Consider the following 19,095-nt stretch of genomic DNA (forward strand, 5'->3'; position numbering starts at 1 on the left):
CCGGTGCGCGCGGTGCTCGACGGCACCGTGCGCGGCTCCGGCGGGCTGGCCCTCGCCGGCGCCGACTGCGCGACCACCGTGCCCGGGCTCTTCGCCGCGGGCGGTGTCGCCGGTCGTGAGGTCGTCGCAGGGGCAGCAGGGTGCTCGGGCGGGTTGCGTGGTGCCTGGGCGCTCGCCTCGGGTAGCTGGGCGGGGGAGGGAGCCGCCCGCGCGGCCACCGCCTTCCGTGACGATGTCGCCTTGCCGCCCGCACCCGGCGCCGGACTCGGTCCACACGCCCACATCGACCCGCGCTCGGTGATCGGACTCGTCCAGGAACACACCTTGCCGTTGCGCCGCAGCTTCCGGCGCAGCGCCGACAGCCTCACCGACAGCATCGCCGAACTCGACGCCATGTGGCCCGGCGCCCGGTTCGAGCTCGGCGGCACCGGTGCCGAGCGATTGCGCGCCCGCGAGGCCGCCGCCCTGCTCGCCGTCGCCCGGTGGGCCGGGCACAGCGCCCTCGCCCGCACCGAGAGCCGTGGCATCCACCGGCGCATCGACCACCCCGATGTGCTGGCCGAGTGGCGGCTGCGGTTGCGCTGTGGTGGGCTCGACGCGGTCTGGGTGCGTCCGGAGCAACGGCCCGACCCCCGCGGCGGTGAGCTCACCGCGAACACCACCGTCACGGTGTGACTGTTCACCGGCGACCGCACCGGTGCTGCGAGTTTTCGCTAACTCCACGGCAATTCGACACGGCTACGCTCGACGGATGACGCCCAGCTCGTTGACACGCCGCACCGGTTTGGCAACCGGTCGACCGGGCTGGCAGAATGGTGCGAATTCCCTTCCCTTGCCACCGCCGGGTTCGGGGATGTTGGAGACCGTCCGCCTCGCGACGCACCGTCGTGGCCGAAGGTCGACCCGTTTGCTCGCCCGGACCACCCGTCCGGCTCCGCTCTGCGGTTCAGTGTCGCGCCCCGCATCCGGTTCCGTCCGGAAACGCGGGCGGCCGCGCACCCGATGAGCGTCATGTATCCCGTATTCCAGATAAACCCGGCTTTCAGAAAAACCCGGCGGTAACCGTCCCCCGGTTGAGCCCGACTCGAGCAGGAGTGAAATCGTGTCACCTGTGACTGACGCACCGAATGCCACCGCGGCGCCCCAGGCCGATGACGCAGCCAGCCTCGCTGCTATCACCAACGAGGAGATCTTCGCCGGTCACCTCGGCGGCAAACTGTCGGTCGAGCTCAGCGCGCCGCTCGAGACCCAGCGCGACCTGTCGATCGCCTACACCCCCGGCGTCGCCCAGGTGAGCCGCGCGATCGCCGAGGACCCCGCCCTCACCAAGACCTACACCTGGACCGATCGCCTCGTCGTTGTCGTCAGCGACGGCACCGCCGTGCTCGGCCTCGGTGACATCGGCCCGCGCGCCTCGCTGCCCGTGATGGAGGGCAAGGCCGCGCTGTTCAAGAAGTTCGCGGGCCTCAACTCGATCCCGCTGGTGCTCGACACCACCGATCCCGACGAGATCGTCGAGACCCTGATCCGCCTGCGCCCCAGCTTCGGTGCGGTGAACCTGGAAGACATCTCGGCGCCGCGCTGCTTCGAGATCGAGCGCCGCGTCATCGAGGCGCTGGACTGCCCCGTCATGCACGACGACCAGCACGGCACCGCCATCGTGGTGCTCGCCGCGCTCAAGGGTGCCGCCGCGCAGCAGGGCCGCGACATGTCGGCGCTCAAGGTCGTCGTCTCCGGTGCCGGTGCCGCGGGTGTGGCCTGCGCCAACATCCTGCTGGCCGCGGGCGTTCCCGATGTGGTCGTGCTCGACTCCAAGGGCATCGTGAGCATCGGTCGTGACGGCCTCAACGGCGTGAAGGCCGACCTGGCCGCCCGCAGCAACCCCCGCGGCCTGACTGGTGGCGCCGCCGACGCGCTGGCCGGCGCGGATGTGTTCCTCGGCCTGTCCGCGGGCACCATCCCCGAGGAGCTCATCGCCTCGATGGCCCCCGACTCGATCGTGTTCGCCATGTCGAACCCCGACCCGGAGATCCACCCCGAGGTGGCCGCCAAGTACGCCGCCATCGTGGCCACCGGCCGTAGCGACTTCCCGAACCAGATCAACAACGTCCTCGCCTTCCCCGGCGTCTTCAAGGGCGCGTTGGACGCGGGCGCTCGCCGCATCACCGAGGGCATGAAGGTCGCCGCCGCCGACGCCATCTTCAACGTCGTCGCCGACGAACTGGCCGTCGACCGCATCATCCCGAGCCCGCTCGACCCGCGCGTGGCTCCCGCCGTCGCCGAAGCCGTGGCCGAGGCCGCGCGCCGTGAGGGTGTCGCCTGATCGGCAACGCACAACCGACAGCGGCCCCGCTCCCCTAGGAGCGGGGCCGCCGTCGTCTTCCGGTGCGTGCGCTGCTCGGCGACGACTGAATCGCCTAGGCGATCGGGGTGTCGAGGCCGCGGGCGGTGAGCCAGGCGAGGGCGGCGGCCTTGGGTTCGATCTTGGCGGCGCCGGAGACGGCGGTGTTGAGGGAAATCAGTTCCGCGGTGGTGAGTTCTGCCGACACGGCGTCGAGGACCGCGACGGCTTTGTCGGTCTTCTTGGCGGCGTGGAAGAGGGGCACCACGTTCTGGGCGGCGAAATTGTTCTTGGGATCGGTGAGGACCACGAGGTCGTTCTGGATGATCGCCGGCGAGGTCGTGTAGATATCGGCGGCGGTGACCCGGCCGTCGGTCAGGGCACGGACGGTCTCCGGTTCGTCGGCGATGGCGACGAAATTCTGGGTGCTGATATCGAGGCCGTAGTTCTTGCGTAAGCCGGGTAGGCCGCCGGGGCGGTCGGCGAACTCGGGTTTGGCGGCAAAGGTCGTCTCGGCCGAATGCGGTGCGAGGTCGGCGATGGTGGTGAGGTTCCAGCGCTGCGCGGTGGCCCGGGTGACGACGACCGCGTCGGAATTCTGGCCGGGGGCGGGGGTGGCGATGGCGAGGTCTTCGCCGAGCGCGCTGCTCAGCGCGGTATCCACCTCGGCCGGGGTGGTCACGGTCGCGTCTTTGTTCAAGTACCGCAGCAGGTTTCCGGTGTATTCGGGGACCAGTGAGATGACGCATCGGCGGACGGCGGGCAGATACGCCTCGCGATTTCCGAAATCGAATTTCGTCGCCACCTTGAAACCGTTGATCCGCAGCACCTCGGTGTAGATGGTCGCCACGGTCTCGGACTCGGGGAAATCGGCCGAGCCGATGATCAATTCGTCGCTGGCGCAATCGCCGTGGGCCATCTGCTGCTCGGAGTCGGCGCACGATGCCACCACCATGGCGGCGGCCAGTGCCACCGCGGCGGCCAGAATCCGGCCCATCCGCACCACCATGCGGTGTGCCGGTCGACATTGTCGGTGTGCAGAGGTTCTCACTGGAGTCCTTCCGGCAAAGGCGGGCAGTGCGCTGTGCGTGCGGCGCGGACGCCGCAGGTACATTCTGGGTGTTCATATTGCCCCGCGTCGCGGCGAATTGCGGGGGTTGACGGCAAAGACAGAAAGTTGGTGTCGGCGGATGATCTCGGGCGCCCTGCGGCGGAGCGCAGCCGTGTTGGTGGCCGCCACCTGCGTTTTCGCCCTCGCGTCCTGTGCCGGTGACGAACCGGGCCCGGTGGTGACGGTCGGCGCCGACGGTTCGGTCGAAGCGAGGGTGCTCGCCGAGATCTACGCCCAGGCCCTGGCTCGCACGGGCATGGAAACAGCCGTCGCCGCCGAGTCCGCCGCGCCCGTGGCGGATCTGGACGCCGGGCGGATCGCCGTCCTGCCCGCACGCAACGGCGCCCTGCTCGATCTATGGAATCCGTCGTCGTCGGCCCGCAAGCCCGACGACGTCGGCGCGGCCGTGAATGCGGCACTGCCGCAGGGACTGTCGCTGTCGGATGCCGCCGACGGCACCGACCTGCGCGCGCGACTGCTGGTCACCCAGGAGACCGCCGCCCGCGACAACGTGCGCACCATCGACGCGCTGACGTGCGCGAACACCACGGCGGGCTTCGTCGAGGTGCCCGGGTTCGCGCCAACCGAACCGCCACGCATCGAGGACTGTTCCTTCGCCGCGACGGTGCGTTATCCGTCCTCGGCGCAACTGTTCGAAGCCTTGCGCCACGGGGACGTTCAGGTCGCCGTGCTGTCGGGTCCGGTCGTGGCGACCGAGGATCTCGTCATGCTCGACGACAAGAATTACGACCTGCGCGCGCAGAACGTTCTCGCGCTGTTCCGCTCGGGCATCTTCGACCGTGTGCGGCTGAAGAAGCTCAATTACGTGGCGGGCGAGCTGACCACCGAGGGTCTGGTCGAGTTGCTCGGACGGGTCGAGAGTGGGACAGCGCCCGCCGACGCCGCGCGCGAATGGTTGAACGCGCACGGTCTCTGAGCCGGATCGACTATTGGCACTGAGCCAAAAACGCTAGGGTCGTCACCGACGCGGCAACGAGCGATGCCGTCGTGGGTGAAAGGTGTGCCGTGACAGATCCCCAGGTGGACCCGCTGATCGAACGGGTGCGCGAGGCCTATGCCGCGGTCACCGACGAGGCGCGCGCCGACAAGGTCGCCAAGCAGCACTCCCGCGGCAAGCTGACCGCGCGTGAACGGGTCGCGCTGCTCGTCAACGGCGGCTTCTACGAATTCGGCGCGCTCGCCGGGCCCGGGCCCGCCCAGGCCGGTGCCGCGCCGTTGGTCGCGCCCGGTGACGGCGTGGTCACCGGCATCGCCTACGTCGACGGCCGCCCGCTCGCTTTGGCAGCGTTCGACTTCACCGTGCTCGGCGGCAGCAACGGCGCCACCGGCATGGCCAAACTCGACCGGTGTGTTGAACGCGCACTGCTGGACAAGATTCCGCTCGTCATGCTGATGGACGGCGGCGGGCACCGCATGCAGGAGGCGCTCGACTCGCGACTGGCCGCGCCGGGCTCGCGGCTGCTGATGCGGCTGGCCGATCTGTCGGGGTACGTCCCGATCGTGGCGGCCATGATGGGGCCCGGTTTCGGCGCGCCCGCCAACCTCGCCGCCTGCTGCGACTTCGTCACCATCGTGCGGGGGATCGGCACCATCGGGATGTCGTCGGCGCCGCTCGTGCAGGCCGCGACGGGGGAAACCCTGACCAACGACGAGATCGGCGGCGCCGACATCCAGGCCGAACGCGGCGTCGTCGACGTGGTCACCGACGACGAACACGAAGCCATCGACGCCATCCGGCTCTACCTGTCCTACCTCCCGCCGTCGGCCGACGGTGCTCCCGTGCTCGGCACGGCTCCCTTCGAACCCGGCGATCGAGCAGGCGAGATCGACGCATTAGTGCCCGCCTCGTTGCGTGCGGGCTACGACGTCCGCGAGGTCATCGAGGCCCTGGCCGATCGCGACACGCTCTTCGAACTCAAACGCACCAACGCGCCGAATGTGGTCACCGCGTTCGTGCGCCTCGGCGGGCGCCCGGTCGGTGTGGTGGCCAACCAGCCGCTGCACCTGGCGGGTGCGCTCGACAGCGCGGCGTGTGAGAAGGCCGCCCATTTCGTGGCCGTCTGCGACGCGTTCGGCCTGCCGCTGCTGATCCTCATCGACCTGCCCGGCTTCCTGGTCGGTACCGCCGCCGAGGAAACCGGCCTGGTCCGGCGCAGCGCGCGCCTGGGCTACGAACTCGCCAACGCGACGGTGCCCCGTTTCGTCATCGTCACCCGCAAGGCCTACGGCGCCGCCTACATCGTGATGGGCGGCGGGCGAAGCGTCGACGCGGATCTGTCGCTGGCCTGGCCGACCGCCGAGATCTGCGCCATCCCCATCGACAGCGCCGTCGACGTGGCCTTCCGCGCCGACTACGAATCCGCGCCCGACCCCGCCGAGCGCCGCACCCAGCTCATCAAGCTCTTCCAGGCCAATATCGACCCGCTGCTGGCCGCCGACGGGTTCGGCATCGACGACGTCGTCCTGCCGTCGCGCACGCGCGAACTGCTGCTCGAGGCGCTCGGCCGCGTCCAGCCCCGCCGCCCCGACCGGGTGCCGGGCAAGCGGCGGACGATCTCGCCGATCTAGATCACAGCGGGCCGGTTGGCGCGGCGCGTAACACGATTCGGCCCGCCTCGGACGCCATACTCGAAAGATGCCGATCAGAGCCGCCGCATCGACCTCGACCCCCTCCCGGTGGGACCGGCGACTATGACCGACTCGCCCGCCCGCGCCCTGACCGCCCCGCTGACCCGCGTTCAGAACTGGGTGGAGTCGACACTGGCCCCCGTGGCGACCGGCGACGACGATCCCGCCGACGTCTCGCACGGCTGGTGGGAGCGAATCCCCGCCGACCTCGCCGTCCTGTTCAACCACGTCGACCACTTCCCGCCCCGCCTCCTCCCCGACCACGACCTGCTCACCCTGTCCGGCGCCCACCGCATCTGGACTCTGTGGCTGGAGATCATCGACGACCAGCGCAACCGGATCCCCGAGTACGCCGCCGCTTACGACCCGGCAACCTTCAGCGCCGAACCCGCGGGTTCACCCAGCGAACTCTTCCTCCCCGAATTCATCCCCTTCGCCGACCTCGACGGCTCCACCCTCTTCCTCGACACCCGCCCCGGCGCCCGCTCCGGCTGCATCGCCGAATACAGCGCCACCGGCGCCTCGGAGGGCGAGTTGTGGCCGTCCCTCACCGACTTGTTCACCACCCTCGCCAACAGCCTGGAATCCGGCACACCATTCGCCGGCCACCACCCCACCGTCACTGCGGCAACACTGCGCTGGCACAGATGACGCATTCTGGCACTGGGGGAGATATCTCTTTCGTGCGGACGGCTGTGACGGTGTCGATGATGATCATGCCGAGCGAGGGGACTGATCGAACGAAATGAATTGTTGCGTCAGGCGGAAGCGGCTATGCCCGCGTGGCATTACCAACCGGGCTTTAGTCGAAAAGCGTGACATCCATCAGCTCTGCACCGACCTCCGTCAAGAGCCTTTTCATGACTTACGGAAGGCGCCTGGAGTAGGCCGGCGGTGATACAGTCTTGCTCGAGCTCGCTTAGGATCTCGTCACGTTCCTGGGCTCTTATCCGTGTGAAAAAGCCCTGATGAGCGGGTCACCGGTCCGAACAGATACCACACTGCCTCGCAGACCTGATATTTTCGAGATCCTGCACTGGATGAGCATGCTCAGACGTGGTGCTTTCTAAAGGTGTTTGTCGTTGGATACGGGCTCGGGATCCCATTCCGCAAGACCGCCGCCAGGCAGGCATACGACACGGAATCCATCGGTTCCGACTATCCACCACGATTCATAATCTGGGTCCGGGAGGAAAGTTACATCGACATCGTTGGCCAAGCGCATCGACAGTGAGCCGTCTTGGCCGATGTGGGCACTCGTGATCAAACGATTATCAATAGCGGCTACTAATGCATCTTCAATCTCTGCCGGTTCCTCGCCGGACGCGCTGATAGTAGTGCTGCGCACCGCTACGCCTGATTCTGCCATCAGTTGATATTTTCCAGCGCCCAGATCGACAGACAGCATCGGCTCGACAGTTTTGATTTTGCAGAGCAAACCGATAATGGGGAGACTATTCATGGTTACCAACCTTTTGGAAGGGTGAATGTGCCGTCGGCATTGAGATCAAAGTGTGTTTCCGCTTTTGATCCAGGTTTTCCGTCGAGTTTCAGTGGCTGCCCGTGTGAATTTGTGAATTTGACGTATCCATTTGGATATCTATCAGTGGGCGCCATAACTCTGATTGTATCAGCATCGCCCACGGAACCCGGCTTCTGCCAGATTACACCATCTCCCCTGGCCTGCTTCGAAACCCAGCCTTCAGGAACATTGTCGGGCCGTTTGTGCAGTGCATTCCACGGCTTATTCCAAAGTTCATCGAGGCGTTTGGCAAGTAGGTCGGCGATGCGTTGAATTTCTGACTTCTTGGCTTGAGCGTCTTCGGTTACCTTGTCGAGGATTTTTGTGAATTTGGCTAGGCGTTTGGCTTCGAGAACACGGTCGACGTACTTCTTGAGTTTGATGGCGAGTTTGCCGGCTTTGGCTGCAGCGATCGCCGCTGCTCCGAATCCTGCGGTAAGGGCACCGCCGATCACGCTGAGAATAACCGTTTCCGCGATCTCTTCAGCCAGATCGTGGGCAAGGTCAGTGAGGAGTTGGCCCAGATAGGTGCGGAAGTCCAGGATAGCGGTGCGATGTTGATTACACGCGTTGCCTAGTTCAGTGTAGAGGCCGATGAGTCTTTCGGCTGAATCCTTCATATGGCGGATGTCATCGTCCACCGTGGACAATTCGGGTGCGGTTTCACTGTCGAACGACCGCGCAAGGTTCTCCAGCAAGGTCGGTAGATTGCCGACGCCAGATGTTCCAGCGAATTTCAACCACACATTCGCGGCGGTCTCCAACTTATGTGGCTCGCCGTCGGGAATGGTACAGCCGAATTGTTCTAATGCGCCAACCGCGAAACCGACATCATCGAATAGGCCACTATTGGGGCCGCTGGCCGATGGTGGCGGTACTACGCAGGAAAGCCAGGTAGGCGCGAAAGGAGTCGGGGTAATCGGTTCGGGTCGACCGGAGCCTTCTTCGTAGTCGGCGTACGCGTAGCTGTAACCGAGTTCCTGCAAGATGCTTGCATAGTTTCCCATGGCGGTGATCAACAGCTCGGTCATGTTCATTGCGGTGGAGACATTTGTATCGTAGGATTTCGACCAGTCCAGCGATTCTCCAACGTTACCGCCCATGCTGCCCGTGTCGGACAGTGCGGTCATTTGCGCTGAATAGAACTTCTGATATTCTGTCGCCCACGAATATAGCGATGATCCGGCCAGTGAATACACCATGGGGTCAACGACAAGAGTGGTCACCGTGAATACCTCAATATTTATTTAAGTGCGGTCGCGGATTCGATAGATTTGGCGAGCTTCTGATGGTACGAGCCGATTCGACGGAGTCTGCTGCGACGTGGCTGCCTTCAACCCCCGCGATCGACGACGCGCTAACCGACATGGCCCGCTGCCAAGGTTTCCTTGGTCTCCTAGCCCTCATCGCAACTGCCGCCGGGTGACCAGGGCTCGGACGGGGTTTGGTTCTGTTTGGCGACAACCTGCAGACGTCAGTCGAGCCCGAGCAGCGAGATCTGCCCATACATAGGTCAGGCCGTCGGGATGGCGAGGCGTACTGCTCATCAGCGGCCGAGCATTTGTCGGTTGGCCTCGATGGCAGCGGTGTAGCGGGTGTGTGCGGCCTGTACCGCAGCGCGCATCGCGTCGATGCCTTCGGCAACTTCGGTGGCACCGAGATGCCACTCACGGAAGGCCGCATCCTGAGCGTCTGCGGCTTGACCATGCCACGTCTGCTGTACAGCGGCAATGCGCTGTTTGAGCCCATCGAGGCTCTCGTTGAGGAAACCGGTGAAGCCGGATACGCGAGTGACGAGTTGGTCAAGCTCGTCCAGATCGACCCGGAATGGCCGGGAATTCTCTACCAATTCAACGTCGGAAGGTCAAGCGAGCTGAGGTTGCTAGCGCCCGAGTTGTCCTCATGGGCGATGGTCTTGCTGGTTACTCCCAAAAGCTCGGCGATCACGGCCAACGCGTCGAGTACGTCAGCACCGCCCTCCTTGGTTTCGGCCCAGCCCGCGGTGAACGCGTCGGCTGATGTCCCACGCCAGTTGCTGAGCACGCCGGCGATCTCGGAATCCAGCGAGCTCAAGCCGTTGATCAGGGACTCGGCGACTTGCTGGACGTACTGCCCAGCGTCCGTGACTTCCTGCGGCACGATCGCGAACGTGGCCCCGCCTGGGCTTTCAGTCATGCGATCCTCCTCTTTGATGGCGTTTCGTGTGAGCAACGAGAAATTGCGCTGCTTCACCGATTTGGACGCGACGCACCAGTCCATGGTTTCTTTTGCGCGAGTAATGTGACGCACGTCCTAATTTAGAGGCGTGACGGAGTCCAGTGGGATTGGGTGCGGGTGATTTTCAGGACGGTGGTCGACAGGAGGATGCCTGCGGAGATGAAGAGGAGGGCGGCGAGGGTGCGGAGGAGGCTGAAGGTGAACAGGGAGTCGACCTCGGTGTCGCGCAGGGTTTGGATGGTGTCGTGGTCGTCGGAGATGCCGGATGCGGTGAGGATGGTTCCGGTCCAGAAGGTGAGCCAGGCGGCGATCCAGGTGATCCACCAGAGGGGTACGAGTGGGGTGCCGCGTTGCTGGGGGCTCGATGCTTTCGCGATGTCGTGCAGGAACAGGGGAGGGAACCACAGGGAGACGACGGGGACGACCCAGCCCCAGAACGCCCAGGGTGTGGACAGGTGATGAGGTGACGGGGAGACCATCTGGGCGTTGCCGCGTGCCCGCAGCATCCAGACGACCAAGACGATCCACGAGACGAACATCAGGAGCAACGACAGCAGCCACAGGCCGACCTCGAGCGGCATCATGACGTCGCGGCTCGCGTTGTATTCGGCGCTGCTCACGGTGCCCGCGTAGCGTCCGGAGACCGAGAGGTAGCCGAGCCATCGCACCACGACCACGGCCGATTCGAGCACCAGGACCACGGCGATCAGCGTGACCAGGGCTGAGGCGAGCCCACGCACGGCACGAAAAGCTATGGGACGACTCATTTTCCACTCCCCCTGTCGAGATTTCCCAACGTTACCGCAGCCTCGACCAGCCAGAAGGACTTATCCAGGGGTGCAGCCGGTGCTCGTCGGGCATCGTGTCGGTGCCCGGGCCTAGGCTCGGCAGTGCGACGATCATGAACGGCCGGATCGTCACCCGATCAATCCCTCGATAGGACGTATCGATGACCACCGAACGCAATCCATGGCTGGCGCTGTTCGCGCTGGTGGTCGGCTTCTTCATGATCCTGCTGGACATGACGATCGTCGCCGTCGCCAATCCGGCGATCATGAGCGCGTTCCACACCGACATCACCGATGTCATCTGGGTGACCAGCGCCTACCTGCTCACCTACGCGGTGCCACTGCTGGTCACCGGGCGATTAGGGGACAGATTCGGGCCGAAGAACATCTACCTGATCGGGTTGGCGGTGTTCACCGGCGCGTCGCTGTGGTGCGGGTTGTCGGGCAGCATCGGGATGCTGATCGCGGCCCGCGCTGCCCAGGGGATCGGCGCCGCGCTGATGACACCGCAGACGATGGCGGTGATCACCCGAACCTTCCCACCGGACCGGCGCGGCGCGGCCATGGGCCTGTGGGGTGCGGTGGCCGGTCTGGCGACGCTGATCGGCCCGATTCTCGGCGGCGTCCTGGTCGACGGGCTCGGCTGGGAATGGATCTTCTTCGTGAACCTGCCGGTGGGTGTCATCGCGTTCGGCCTGGCGATGTGGCTGGTACCTGCCTTGCCGACCAGCAAGCACAAGTTCGACTTCGTCGGTGTGCTGCTCAGCGGTATCGGCATGCTCGCCCTGGTTTTCGGTATCCAGGAAGGCAACGCGCAGGATTGGGCGCCGTGGATCTGGGCGTTGATCGCGTTCGGTGTGGTGATGCTCGTGCTGTTCGTCGTGAATCAGGCGCGTAATACCGGCGAACCGCTCGTGCCGTTGAGTTTGTTCGGTGACCGCAATTTCGCCCTGTCGAATCTGGCGATCGCCGCGATGGGCGCCGCCGTCACGTCGATGATGGTGCCCGCCTATTTCTATCTGCAGGGTGTGCGCGAGATGTCACCGACCACGTCGGCACTGATGTTCGCGCCGATGGCGATCGTCACCGGTATCGCGGCGCCGTTCATCGGGAAATTCGCCGACCGATTACCGCCTCGCCTGATTCCGACAGCAGGCTTCTCACTGTTCGCCGCCTCCATCGTCGGTTTCGCCGTGCTGATGAAGCCGGATTCGTCGATCGTGGCGTTCCTGATCGTCGGCGGTCTCGCCGGTCTGGCCAACGCCTGCATCTGGGCTCCGCTCGCCTCGACCGCCACCCACAATCTGCCGGTCACCCAGGCCGGTGCGGGCGCGGGTGTCTACAACACCACCCGCCAGGTCGGCTCGGTTCTCGGCAGTGCCGCCATCGGCGCCCTCATCGCCGCCCGGCTCAGCGCCAACGGACTCAGCGGCGATGCCCCGATCGGTGAGGGCGCGAGCACCGGTCCCCTCCCACCCCACGTCATCGACGAATTCAGTACCTCGCTCGCCCAGTCCATGCTGCTGCCCGCCGCGATCCTGCTCGTGGGCGTGCTCGCCTCGGCTCTGTTCGTCGGCCACGCGAAGTCGGCGGCGAAACCGGAAGTCGCCGTCACAGCACCAGGTCGCTCAACCGCTTCCAATCGATCTGGCAGCGGACCGGCGCCTCGATAACGGAATCACCGTCGGCAGGCTGCAACTCCAGGTGCGGGACGTACTGCCCCTGTACATGGTCGAGGACAAAGATCTTGATCATGCTGACGCTGTTGTCCGACACCCACACCAGCCAGTACCAGGGGATTCCGGCCAGGGCGTATTCGGTCTTCTTGTCGGCGCTGTCCACCATTTCGGTGCCGGGGGAGATCACCTCGATCGCGATCTTCACCAGTGACGCGGGCAGCGGGCGCAGATCGTTCGGTGCGCAGTCGAACAATGCGACATCAGGACGGCGGATGGTGACTCGGGGAAACTCCCACAGCACCACATCGAAGTCGGTGTCTACATCCAGGCACCCACCCCATCGGTTGACATGTGCGAGCGCGGCGGCTTCCACCAGGTCGGCCAAGCGTCGCGCGGCCTTCTGATGAGCGCGATTCGGCGATTCCGCGCGCACGATGTCACCGTTGACCACCTCGACCTGACGGCAGTAGTCCTCGGACAGCTTGCGCCAGATCTCCAGGGTGACCGGCTCCGGCTGCAAGTTGTCGCTGGTCGCCCAGTCGAAGATGGCGGACACACGCGCTCCTAGGTTGTGCTGCTTCGTGCACGAACATCCACTATCTTGCCAGCAAGTTCAACAGGTGTTGCAGCTTCTCGAGGGCTCGGGGCCCGCGCGTTATCGATCGTCGGTCGGCGAGTCGGTGTGGAAAGGGGCTGGTCAGCGCCGCCGGTAGGTAGTCTGCGCGGCATGACAGCACGTTCTCTTCGTCGATTCGTGTCTGCAGTGTTCCTGGCAGCCGCGATTCCAGTGGTATCGCCCATCCAGTCCGCGTACGCGGCGCCGTGTTCCGATGTGGAGGTGGTGTTCGCGCGGGGGACCGCGGAGCCGGGTGGGGTGGTCGGGGTGACCGGAATGTCCTTTGTCGAGGCGCTACGGGCGAATGCCGGTGGGCGGTCGGTGGGGGTTTATGGGGTCGACTATCCGGCCAGTAGTGATTTCGCGGATCGGCTCGGGTTCGCGCAGTCGGTGGTGCGCGGGATCGATGACGCACAGCGGCGGGTGGAGTTCGTCGCGGCGAATTGTCCCGGTACGCGGATCGTGCTCGGCGGGTATTCGCAGGGTGCGGCGCTGGCTGGGTTCGCGACGGGTGCCGGTGTGCCCGAGGGGGTTCCGCCGGAATACGAGCAGTACCTGCCCGAGCCGATGCGGGCCGAGGTGGCCGAGCACGTCGCCGCCGTCGTGCTGTTCGGCAAACCCTCCGAACGGTTCCTGCGTGACGCGGCGGCCCCCGCACTGTCGATCGGCGCGTCCTACCGGAACAAGACCATCGACCTGTGCATCGACGGCGACAACATCTGCGACGGTTCCCCGCTCGCCTACCCCAATGCCCTGCACACCCTCTACAGCGTCAACGGAATGACCGTCACCGCAGCCCAATTCGCGGCCCAGCGGTTCTGAAAACGTATCGAGAACAACGAAAAGGCCGGTTGCACAAAGCAACCGGCCTTTTCTGTTCAGCTACGTCAGCTGTAGATCTTGTCGACCTCGCCGGCGTACTGCTTCATGACGACGGCGCGCTTGAGCGACATCTTCGGGGTGAGCTCGCCCGTCTCCTGGGTCCAGTCGACCGGGAGGATACGGATCTTCTTGATGGCCTCGGCCTTGGAGACCTTCTTGTTGGTCTCGTCGACGGCGGCCTGGATCTCGGCGACCAGCGCCTCGTTCTCGATCAGCTTCTCGATCGCGGTATCGGCGGCGACACCGTTGCGGTCCTTCCAGCCCGGCAGGGCCTCGGGATCGAGGGTGATCAGGGCGCCGATGAACGGCTGACCGTCACCGACGACCATCACCTGGCTGATCAGCGGGTGCGCGCGCAGGGAGTCCTCGAGCACGGCGGGGGAGACGTTCTTGCCGCCCGCGGTGACCAGGATTTCCTTCTTGCGGCCCGTGATGGTGATGAAGCCGTCGGCGTCGATGGCGCCCAGGTCGCCGGTCTTGAACCAGCCGTCCTCGAATGCTTCGGCGGTGGCTTCGTCGTTCTTCCAGTAACCGGCGAACACGACCGAGCCCTTGAGCAGCAGCTCGCCGTCCTCGGCGATCTTGGCGGCGTGGCCCTGGATCGGACGACCCACCGAACCGACCCGGATGTGGGTGGGGGTGTTCACGCTGAACGCGGCGGTGGTCTCGGTCAGGCCGTAGCCCTCGTAAATGGTGACGCCGACGCCACGGAAGAAGTGGCCGAGGCGAGCGCCCAGGGGGCCACCACCGGACACGGCGGCCAGACACTGCCCACCGAGGGCGGCACGCAGCTTGCTGTAGACCAGCTTGTCGAAGACGAAGTGCTTGAGCTTGAGCAGCAGGTCGGGGCCGCCCTTTTCGAGCGCCTCGCTGTAGGCGATGGCCGTCTCGGCGGCGGCGTCGAAGATCTTGCCCTTGCCGCCGTCGTGCGCCTTCTGCTTGGCCGAGTTGTAGACCTTCTCGAACACGCGCGGCACCGAGAGGATGAAGTCCGGCTTGAACTCACCGAACTGCTCGACCAGGGTCGTCCAGTCCGAGGAGTGGCGGATGGTCACCTTGGAATCGAAGGCGATCAGCGCGACCGCGCGGGCGAACACGTGCGCCAGCGGCAGGAACAGCAGGGTCTTCTGACCCTCGGCGACGAACGCGCTGAGCTCGATGCCACCCGAGCGCGACTCGGCCCACAGGTTGGCGTGGGTGAGCTGCACGCCCTTGGGCTTGCCGGTGGTGCCCGAGGTGTAGATCAGGGTGGCGGGCGAGGCCGCGCCGACCTGCTTGCGGCGCTCGTGCACCACGGCGTCGTCGAGGTCGGCACCACGCTCGGTGAGGGTGTCGACGGCGCCCTTGTCGATCTGCAGGGTCTCGGCGAGAGCGGGCAGCGACGCGGCGTCGATCTCGTCGATGGTGGCCTTGTGCTTGTCGTTCTCGACGACCAGCAGCTTGGTCTCGGAATCCTGCAGGATCCACTTGGCCTGCTCGGCGGCCGAGCTGTCGTAGATCGCGACGGTCACGCCACCGGCGGCCCAGATCGCGAAGTCGAGCAGCGTCCACTCGTATCGCGTGGCCGCCATGATCGCGACCCGGTCGCCCAGTTCGACGCCGGAGGCGATCAGGCCCTTGGCGACGCCGGTGACGGCTTTCGCGAATTGTGCCGCCGTGACGTCATTCCAGCCGCCGCTGCCGTTCGGAACGTTGAACAACACCGCGTTCGGCGTCTCCTCGCCGAAGCGGAAGACGTTGTCGGAATTGTTCGCATCGTCCGGGATGGTGTAGGAAGCCGGAACTTCGAACTCTCGCATCAGTGCCCTTCCAGTGGGTTCTACTCGCCAGTAATCTACGACACGTTCGGCCCGGTTGCGATATCGCCGCCCGAAATGCCCGTCACCTGGCTTTATCGTAAGTCGTCTATCGATACGGGCTGGATTGCTTCCCGCAGGAAGTCCGCGAGTTCGCGCAGCGCGAGCGCGGCCTCGGCGACCAGCGCGGCCTGCAGTTGCGCGACGTGCCAAAGGCCGCGGGTTTCGGTGAAACGGACGTGCACGCCCGCTCCACGCAGGGCCGAGACGAGCGTGCGGCACTGGTCGTGCAGAAGTTCGCTCACATCGACCTGCACATAGGTGGGTGGCAGGCCGATCAGGTTGCCCGACAGCGGGGCGTAACCCGCTGTGGTGGCGTCGCCGTCGCCCAGGTAGTGGGCGGCGCACAGGCGCGACCACGCCCGGTTGATCACCAGGTCACGGTCGCGGCTCGGCGGGTCGGTGGGGTCGACCCACGGCGCGATGAGCCCGAGCGCGGCCGGGGTCATCTTGTGGCGTTCGATCAGCCGCTGGGCCAGCGCCAGTGCGAGTCCACCGCCCGCCGAATCGCCGGCCAGACAGATCTGATCCGGCTGGTAGCCGACATTGTTCACCAGATCCAGGAACGCGGCCTCCGCGTCATCGAGGCCGGCCGGGAAGGGGTGCTCGGGCGCCAGCCGGTAGTCCAGCGAGTACACCGCACAGCAACTCTCCAGCGCCAGCCTGGCGACCAGGGAGCGGTGGGTGGCCAGCGAACCGACCACGTAACCGCCGCCGTGCAGGTACAGGATCGCGCCCGCCGCGCGCTCCGGCGGGACGGCCCGGGTACGCGAACCCGGGATCGCGATCTCGGCGATCACCCGCTCGGCGGGCCGCCCACCCAGCTGCAATTGCTGCACGACGGCGCCGTCGGGCATGAACTGCAGCCGGGAGGACACGTCGAGCAGGGTGCGCTGCACGGCGACGGGCAGTCGCGCGTGCAGCGTCACCCGGAAGACCGGATCGAGCAGCGCGCGAACCACCGGCAGCGGAATCTTGAACTCGCGCATGGCGTTTTCCTGGATCTCGAGAGGGTCAGTGCGGCATGAAGCGGCCGTTGACAGCGGCCGAGATCCGGTTGTAGCCCGAAGCCAGGAAGCGCACGCTCACGTCGAGCAGCTTGGCCTCCCAGCCGATCAGCACGCGCGCGTGACCCTTGCGCACACCCTCGGTGATGGTCTGCGCGGCCATCTCCGGGCTGTGGATCGCCAGGTACTTGTCGAACAGCGAGGCGGTGTTGGCGCCGTCGATGCCCTCGGCGTAGGTGGCGTTGCGGGCCACAGCGGTCTTGATGCCGCCGGGGTGCACGCAGGTGACCTGCACGGGCGCCTTCGAGATCTTCATCTCCTGGTACAGCGCCTCGGTGAAGCCGCGCACCGCGAACTTGGCCGAGTTGTAGGCCGCCTGGCCCGGCACGGTGACCAGACCGAACAGGCTCGACACGTTGACCACGTGGCCGTCACCGGACTCGATCAGCATCGGCAGGAACGCCTTGGTGCCGTTGACGACACCCCAGAAGTCCACGTCCATGATGCGTTCGATGTCTTTGAACTCGGTCTTCACCACGTCGCCGTGGTAGGCGATGCCCGCGTTGTTGTACACCTGGTGCACCACGCCGAAGTGCTGCTTCACCGAGTCGGCGTAGACCAGGAAGGCCTCGCGCTCGGCCACATTGAGCCGGTCGGACTTCACCTGCGCGCCCAGTGCCTCGCACCGGCGGACGGTCTCGGCCAGGCCCTCGGTGTCGATATCGCTCAGTGCCAGCTTGGCGCCGCGCTTGGCCAGGTTCTCGGCCAGCGCGCGCCCGATGCCGGAGCCGGCACCGGTGATCACACATACCTTGTTCGTGAAGTAAGCATCTTTGCTCACTGTGCTGCCACCACTTTCAGATCGGCGCCGGGGGCGTCTGCGGTTGTCGTATTGTAGGCGGAAACGTCGAAATGCTTTGTGATCCTGCGGAATTCGAACGTGAAGTCCGGCCACAGGGTGGTGTTGTTGCCGTGCTTGTCGAGGTACCAGCTGGCGCAGCCGCCGGTATTCCAGACCGACTTGGCGAGCTTGTTCTGCAAGCCGGTGTTGTACTCGCGCAGAATGTCCTCGCGCACCTCGACAGTTTTCAGGGCGAGTTTGTCGATGGTAGCCAGGGCATCGCTGACGTAATTGATCTGCGATTCGATCATGTACACCATCGAGGTGTGCCCCAGGCCCACATTCGGGCCGACCAGGAAGAACATATTCGGGAAGTTCGCGATCGCCGAACCCTTGTAGGCCTGCTGACCGATCTCGTCGAACACCTCCGACAGGGTGCGCCCGTCGCGGCCGACGATGTTGTTGTAGGTCGGCGAATCGGTGACGTGGAAGCCGGTGGCCACGATCAGCGCGTCGATCTCGCGCTCGGTGCCGTCCTCGGTGACGATCGAGCCCGGCTTCACCTCGGCGATGCCGTCGGTGATCACGTCGACGTTGTCGCGATCCAGCGCCGGGTAGTACTCGTTGGAGATCAGCATGCGCTTGCAGCCGATCCGGTAGTTCGGGGTGACCTTCTTGCGCAGTTCGGGGTCGCGGATCTCGAGCTGCAGCTTGGCGCGCGAGAGGGCTTCGAAGCCCTTCATCAGCACCGGGAACTTGGCCAGGCCGACGACCTGGGTCTCGCGCGCGGCGTAGATGGCCGCCCGGCTGAGGCGCTGCACGCCCGGAATGTGCTTGAACGCCAGGCGCTCGGGCAGCAGGTAGGGGCGGTCCATGCGCGGCAGCAGCCAGGGGGCGGTGCGCTGGTAGACGTCGAGGGTGGCGACCTTGTCGGCGATGGCGGGCACGATCTGGATCGCCGAGGCGCCGGTGCCGATCACGGCGACGCGCTTGCCGGTGAGGTCGGCGTCGTGGTTCCACTGCGCGGAGTGGAAGATCTCGCCCTCGAACTCGTTGATGCCCTTGATGTCGGGCAGCGCGGGCTCGCAAAGGGCGCCGACCGCGCTGACGACGGTGTCGGCGGTGAATTCGCCCTGCGTGGAGCTGATCTCCCAGCGGCTGGTCTCGTTGTTCCAGTGCACGCGGCGCACGTCGCAGTCGAAGACGTGCCGGTCGAGCACGTCGTAGCGCTCCGCGACGCTCTTGATGTAGGCCTGGATCTCGCCCTGGCGCGAGAACGAGCGGGTCCAGTCCGGGTTCAGCGCGAAGGAGTACGAGTACAGGTGCGATGGCACGTCGCAGGCGGCGCCCGGATAGGTGTTGTCACGCCAGGTGCCGCCGACCTCGCTGCCCCGCTCGAGCACGAGGAAGTCCTCGCGACCCTGCTGGGACAGGCGGATGGCCAGGCCGAGACCCGCGAAACCGCTGCCGATGATGATCGTCTTCACGTGGCGGGCGCGGTTGTCCACGGTTCGGGGTTCGACAACATTGTCTGTAACCTTGCGACTCATGTAATGCAGACTACGTCGCTATTGAGCCGGAGTCAA

At 65.6% G+C, this 19,095-nt stretch carries 17 protein-coding genes and 1 pseudogene; 7 read left to right on the forward strand and 11 right to left on the reverse strand.

Annotation, left to right across the window (positions count from 1 at the left end; translation table 11 throughout):
• Positions 1–675, forward strand: a pseudogene (locus tag NI2_RS15030) (pyridine nucleotide-disulfide oxidoreductase); the annotation flags it as partial.
• A gap of 427 nt (positions 676–1,102) precedes the next feature.
• Complete coding sequence (locus tag NI2_RS15035; RefSeq protein ID WP_067491231.1) at positions 1,103–2,323, forward strand: NAD(P)-dependent malic enzyme; 1,221 nt, start codon at positions 1,103–1,105, stop codon at positions 2,321–2,323.
• Positions 2,324–2,417: 94 nt separating this feature from the next.
• On the opposite strand, the gene NI2_RS15040 is transcribed toward NI2_RS15035, so the two are convergent.
• The gene (locus NI2_RS15040) at positions 2,418–3,338 is read right to left on the reverse strand and encodes an ABC transporter substrate-binding protein (protein WP_243749743.1); all 921 of its coding nucleotides are present in this window, start codon (positions 3,336–3,338) and stop codon (positions 2,418–2,420) included.
• A 226-nt stretch (positions 3,339–3,564) separates the two neighbouring features.
• Between NI2_RS15040 and NI2_RS15045 the strand changes: the two genes are divergently transcribed.
• From NI2_RS15045 to NI2_RS15055, 3 genes are all read left to right on the forward strand, one after another.
• Positions 3,565–4,389, forward strand: a complete 825-nt coding sequence (locus NI2_RS15045) for a glycine betaine ABC transporter substrate-binding protein (RefSeq protein WP_166655725.1) — start codon at positions 3,565–3,567, stop codon at positions 4,387–4,389.
• Positions 4,390–4,478: 89 nt separating this feature from the next.
• Positions 4,479–6,041, forward strand: coding sequence for an acyl-CoA carboxylase subunit beta (locus NI2_RS15050; protein WP_166655724.1), 1,563 nt, complete (start codon positions 4,479–4,481; stop codon positions 6,039–6,041).
• A 123-nt stretch (positions 6,042–6,164) separates the two neighbouring features.
• A complete protein-coding gene (locus tag NI2_RS15055) occupies positions 6,165–6,752 on the forward strand; it encodes an SMI1/KNR4 family protein (protein WP_067491239.1) in 588 nt (195 codons plus the stop codon).
• A 415-nt stretch (positions 6,753–7,167) separates the two neighbouring features.
• Here the strand turns inward: NI2_RS15055 and NI2_RS33805 are convergent, their stop codons facing one another.
• From NI2_RS33805 to NI2_RS15070, 5 genes are all read right to left on the reverse strand, one after another.
• Complete coding sequence (locus NI2_RS33805) at positions 7,168–7,563, reverse strand: DUF6188 family protein (protein ID WP_133733836.1); 396 nt, start codon at positions 7,561–7,563, stop codon at positions 7,168–7,170.
• 2 nt (positions 7,564–7,565) lie between these two features.
• Positions 7,566–8,849, reverse strand: coding sequence for a hypothetical protein (locus NI2_RS33810; protein WP_133733835.1), 1,284 nt, complete (start codon positions 8,847–8,849; stop codon positions 7,566–7,568).
• A 320-nt stretch (positions 8,850–9,169) separates the two neighbouring features.
• On the reverse strand, positions 9,170–9,472 hold the full coding sequence (locus NI2_RS15060) for a WXG100 family type VII secretion target (RefSeq protein ID WP_067491241.1): 303 nt from the start codon (positions 9,470–9,472) through the stop codon (positions 9,170–9,172).
• Positions 9,466–9,912, reverse strand: a complete 447-nt coding sequence (locus NI2_RS15065) for a WXG100 family type VII secretion target (protein WP_133733834.1) — start codon at positions 9,910–9,912, stop codon at positions 9,466–9,468. Before NI2_RS15065 ends, NI2_RS15060 begins: the two co-directional genes overlap by 7 nt.
• An 8-nt stretch (positions 9,913–9,920) precedes the next feature.
• Positions 9,921–10,607, reverse strand: a complete 687-nt coding sequence (locus NI2_RS15070) for a DUF4328 domain-containing protein (protein WP_084476439.1) — start codon at positions 10,605–10,607, stop codon at positions 9,921–9,923.
• A 182-nt stretch (positions 10,608–10,789) separates the two neighbouring features.
• Between NI2_RS15070 and NI2_RS15075 the strand changes: the two genes are divergently transcribed.
• Positions 10,790–12,301, forward strand: coding sequence for a DHA2 family efflux MFS transporter permease subunit (locus tag NI2_RS15075; protein WP_067491247.1), 1,512 nt, complete (start codon positions 10,790–10,792; stop codon positions 12,299–12,301).
• Here NI2_RS15075 and NI2_RS15080 read toward each other — a convergent pair.
• Positions 12,240–12,863, reverse strand: a complete 624-nt coding sequence (locus tag NI2_RS15080; protein ID WP_067491249.1) for a Uma2 family endonuclease — start codon at positions 12,861–12,863, stop codon at positions 12,240–12,242. The two genes, NI2_RS15075 and NI2_RS15080, sit on opposite strands and share 62 nt — an antisense overlap.
• 171 nt (positions 12,864–13,034) lie before the next feature.
• Here NI2_RS15080 and NI2_RS15085 point away from each other — a divergent pair, with 171 nt between their 5' ends.
• Positions 13,035–13,745, forward strand: a complete 711-nt coding sequence (locus NI2_RS15085; RefSeq protein WP_067491251.1) for a cutinase family protein — start codon at positions 13,035–13,037, stop codon at positions 13,743–13,745.
• 65 nt (positions 13,746–13,810) lie between these two features.
• Here NI2_RS15085 and NI2_RS15090 read toward each other — a convergent pair whose 3' ends face one another.
• The 4 genes from NI2_RS15090 to NI2_RS15105 all read right to left on the reverse strand — a co-directional run bounded on the left by NI2_RS15090 (position 13,811) and on the right by NI2_RS15105 (position 19,059).
• Positions 13,811–15,604 (reverse strand): AMP-dependent synthetase/ligase, encoded by a 1,794-nt coding sequence (locus tag NI2_RS15090; protein ID WP_067491253.1) that lies wholly within the window; start codon positions 15,602–15,604, stop codon positions 13,811–13,813.
• A 92-nt stretch (positions 15,605–15,696) separates the two neighbouring features.
• Entirely contained in the window at positions 15,697–16,650 is a 954-nt protein-coding gene (locus NI2_RS15095; protein WP_067491255.1) for an alpha/beta hydrolase, read from the reverse strand.
• Between the two features lie 25 nt (positions 16,651–16,675).
• Positions 16,676–17,509 carry an SDR family NAD(P)-dependent oxidoreductase gene (locus NI2_RS15100; RefSeq protein ID WP_067491257.1) on the reverse strand — a complete coding sequence of 278 codons (834 nt, stop codon included), beginning with the start codon at positions 17,507–17,509 and terminating at the stop codon, positions 16,676–16,678.
• Positions 17,506–19,059, reverse strand: a complete 1,554-nt coding sequence (locus tag NI2_RS15105; RefSeq protein WP_067491259.1) for a flavin-containing monooxygenase — start codon at positions 19,057–19,059, stop codon at positions 17,506–17,508. The genes NI2_RS15100 and NI2_RS15105 overlap by 4 nt, the downstream gene beginning before the upstream one ends.
• Positions 19,060–19,095: the final 36 nt, after the last annotated feature.

Origin of the sequence: Nocardia ignorata NBRC 108230 (assembly GCF_001612905.1) — a bacterium.
GTDB classification, from domain to species: Bacteria; Actinomycetota; Actinomycetes; order Mycobacteriales; family Mycobacteriaceae; genus Nocardia; species Nocardia ignorata.

Excerpts from the sequence above, each read along its gene's own strand:
- NI2_RS15040 (WP_243749743.1), bottom strand. The coding sequence starts at position 3,338 with ATGGGCCGGATTCTGGCCGCCGCGGTGGCACTGGCCGCCGCCATGGTG.
- NI2_RS15055 (WP_067491239.1), top strand. The coding sequence starts at position 6,165 with ATGACCGACTCGCCCGCCCGCGCCCTGACCGCCCCGCTGACCCGCGTT.
- NI2_RS33805 (WP_133733836.1), bottom strand. The coding sequence starts at position 7,563 with ATGAATAGTCTCCCCATTATCGGTTTGCTCTGCAAAATCAAAACTGTC.
- NI2_RS15070 (WP_084476439.1), bottom strand. The coding sequence starts at position 10,607 with ATGAGTCGTCCCATAGCTTTTCGTGCCGTGCGTGGGCTCGCCTCAGCC.
- NI2_RS15075 (WP_067491247.1), top strand. The coding sequence starts at position 10,790 with ATGACCACCGAACGCAATCCATGGCTGGCGCTGTTCGCGCTGGTGGTC.
- NI2_RS15085 (WP_067491251.1), top strand. The coding sequence starts at position 13,035 with ATGACAGCACGTTCTCTTCGTCGATTCGTGTCTGCAGTGTTCCTGGCA.
- NI2_RS15090 (WP_067491253.1), bottom strand. The coding sequence starts at position 15,604 with ATGCGAGAGTTCGAAGTTCCGGCTTCCTACACCATCCCGGACGATGCG.
- NI2_RS15095 (WP_067491255.1), bottom strand. The coding sequence starts at position 16,650 with ATGCGCGAGTTCAAGATTCCGCTGCCGGTGGTTCGCGCGCTGCTCGAT.
- NI2_RS15105 (WP_067491259.1), bottom strand. The coding sequence starts at position 19,059 with ATGAGTCGCAAGGTTACAGACAATGTTGTCGAACCCCGAACCGTGGAC.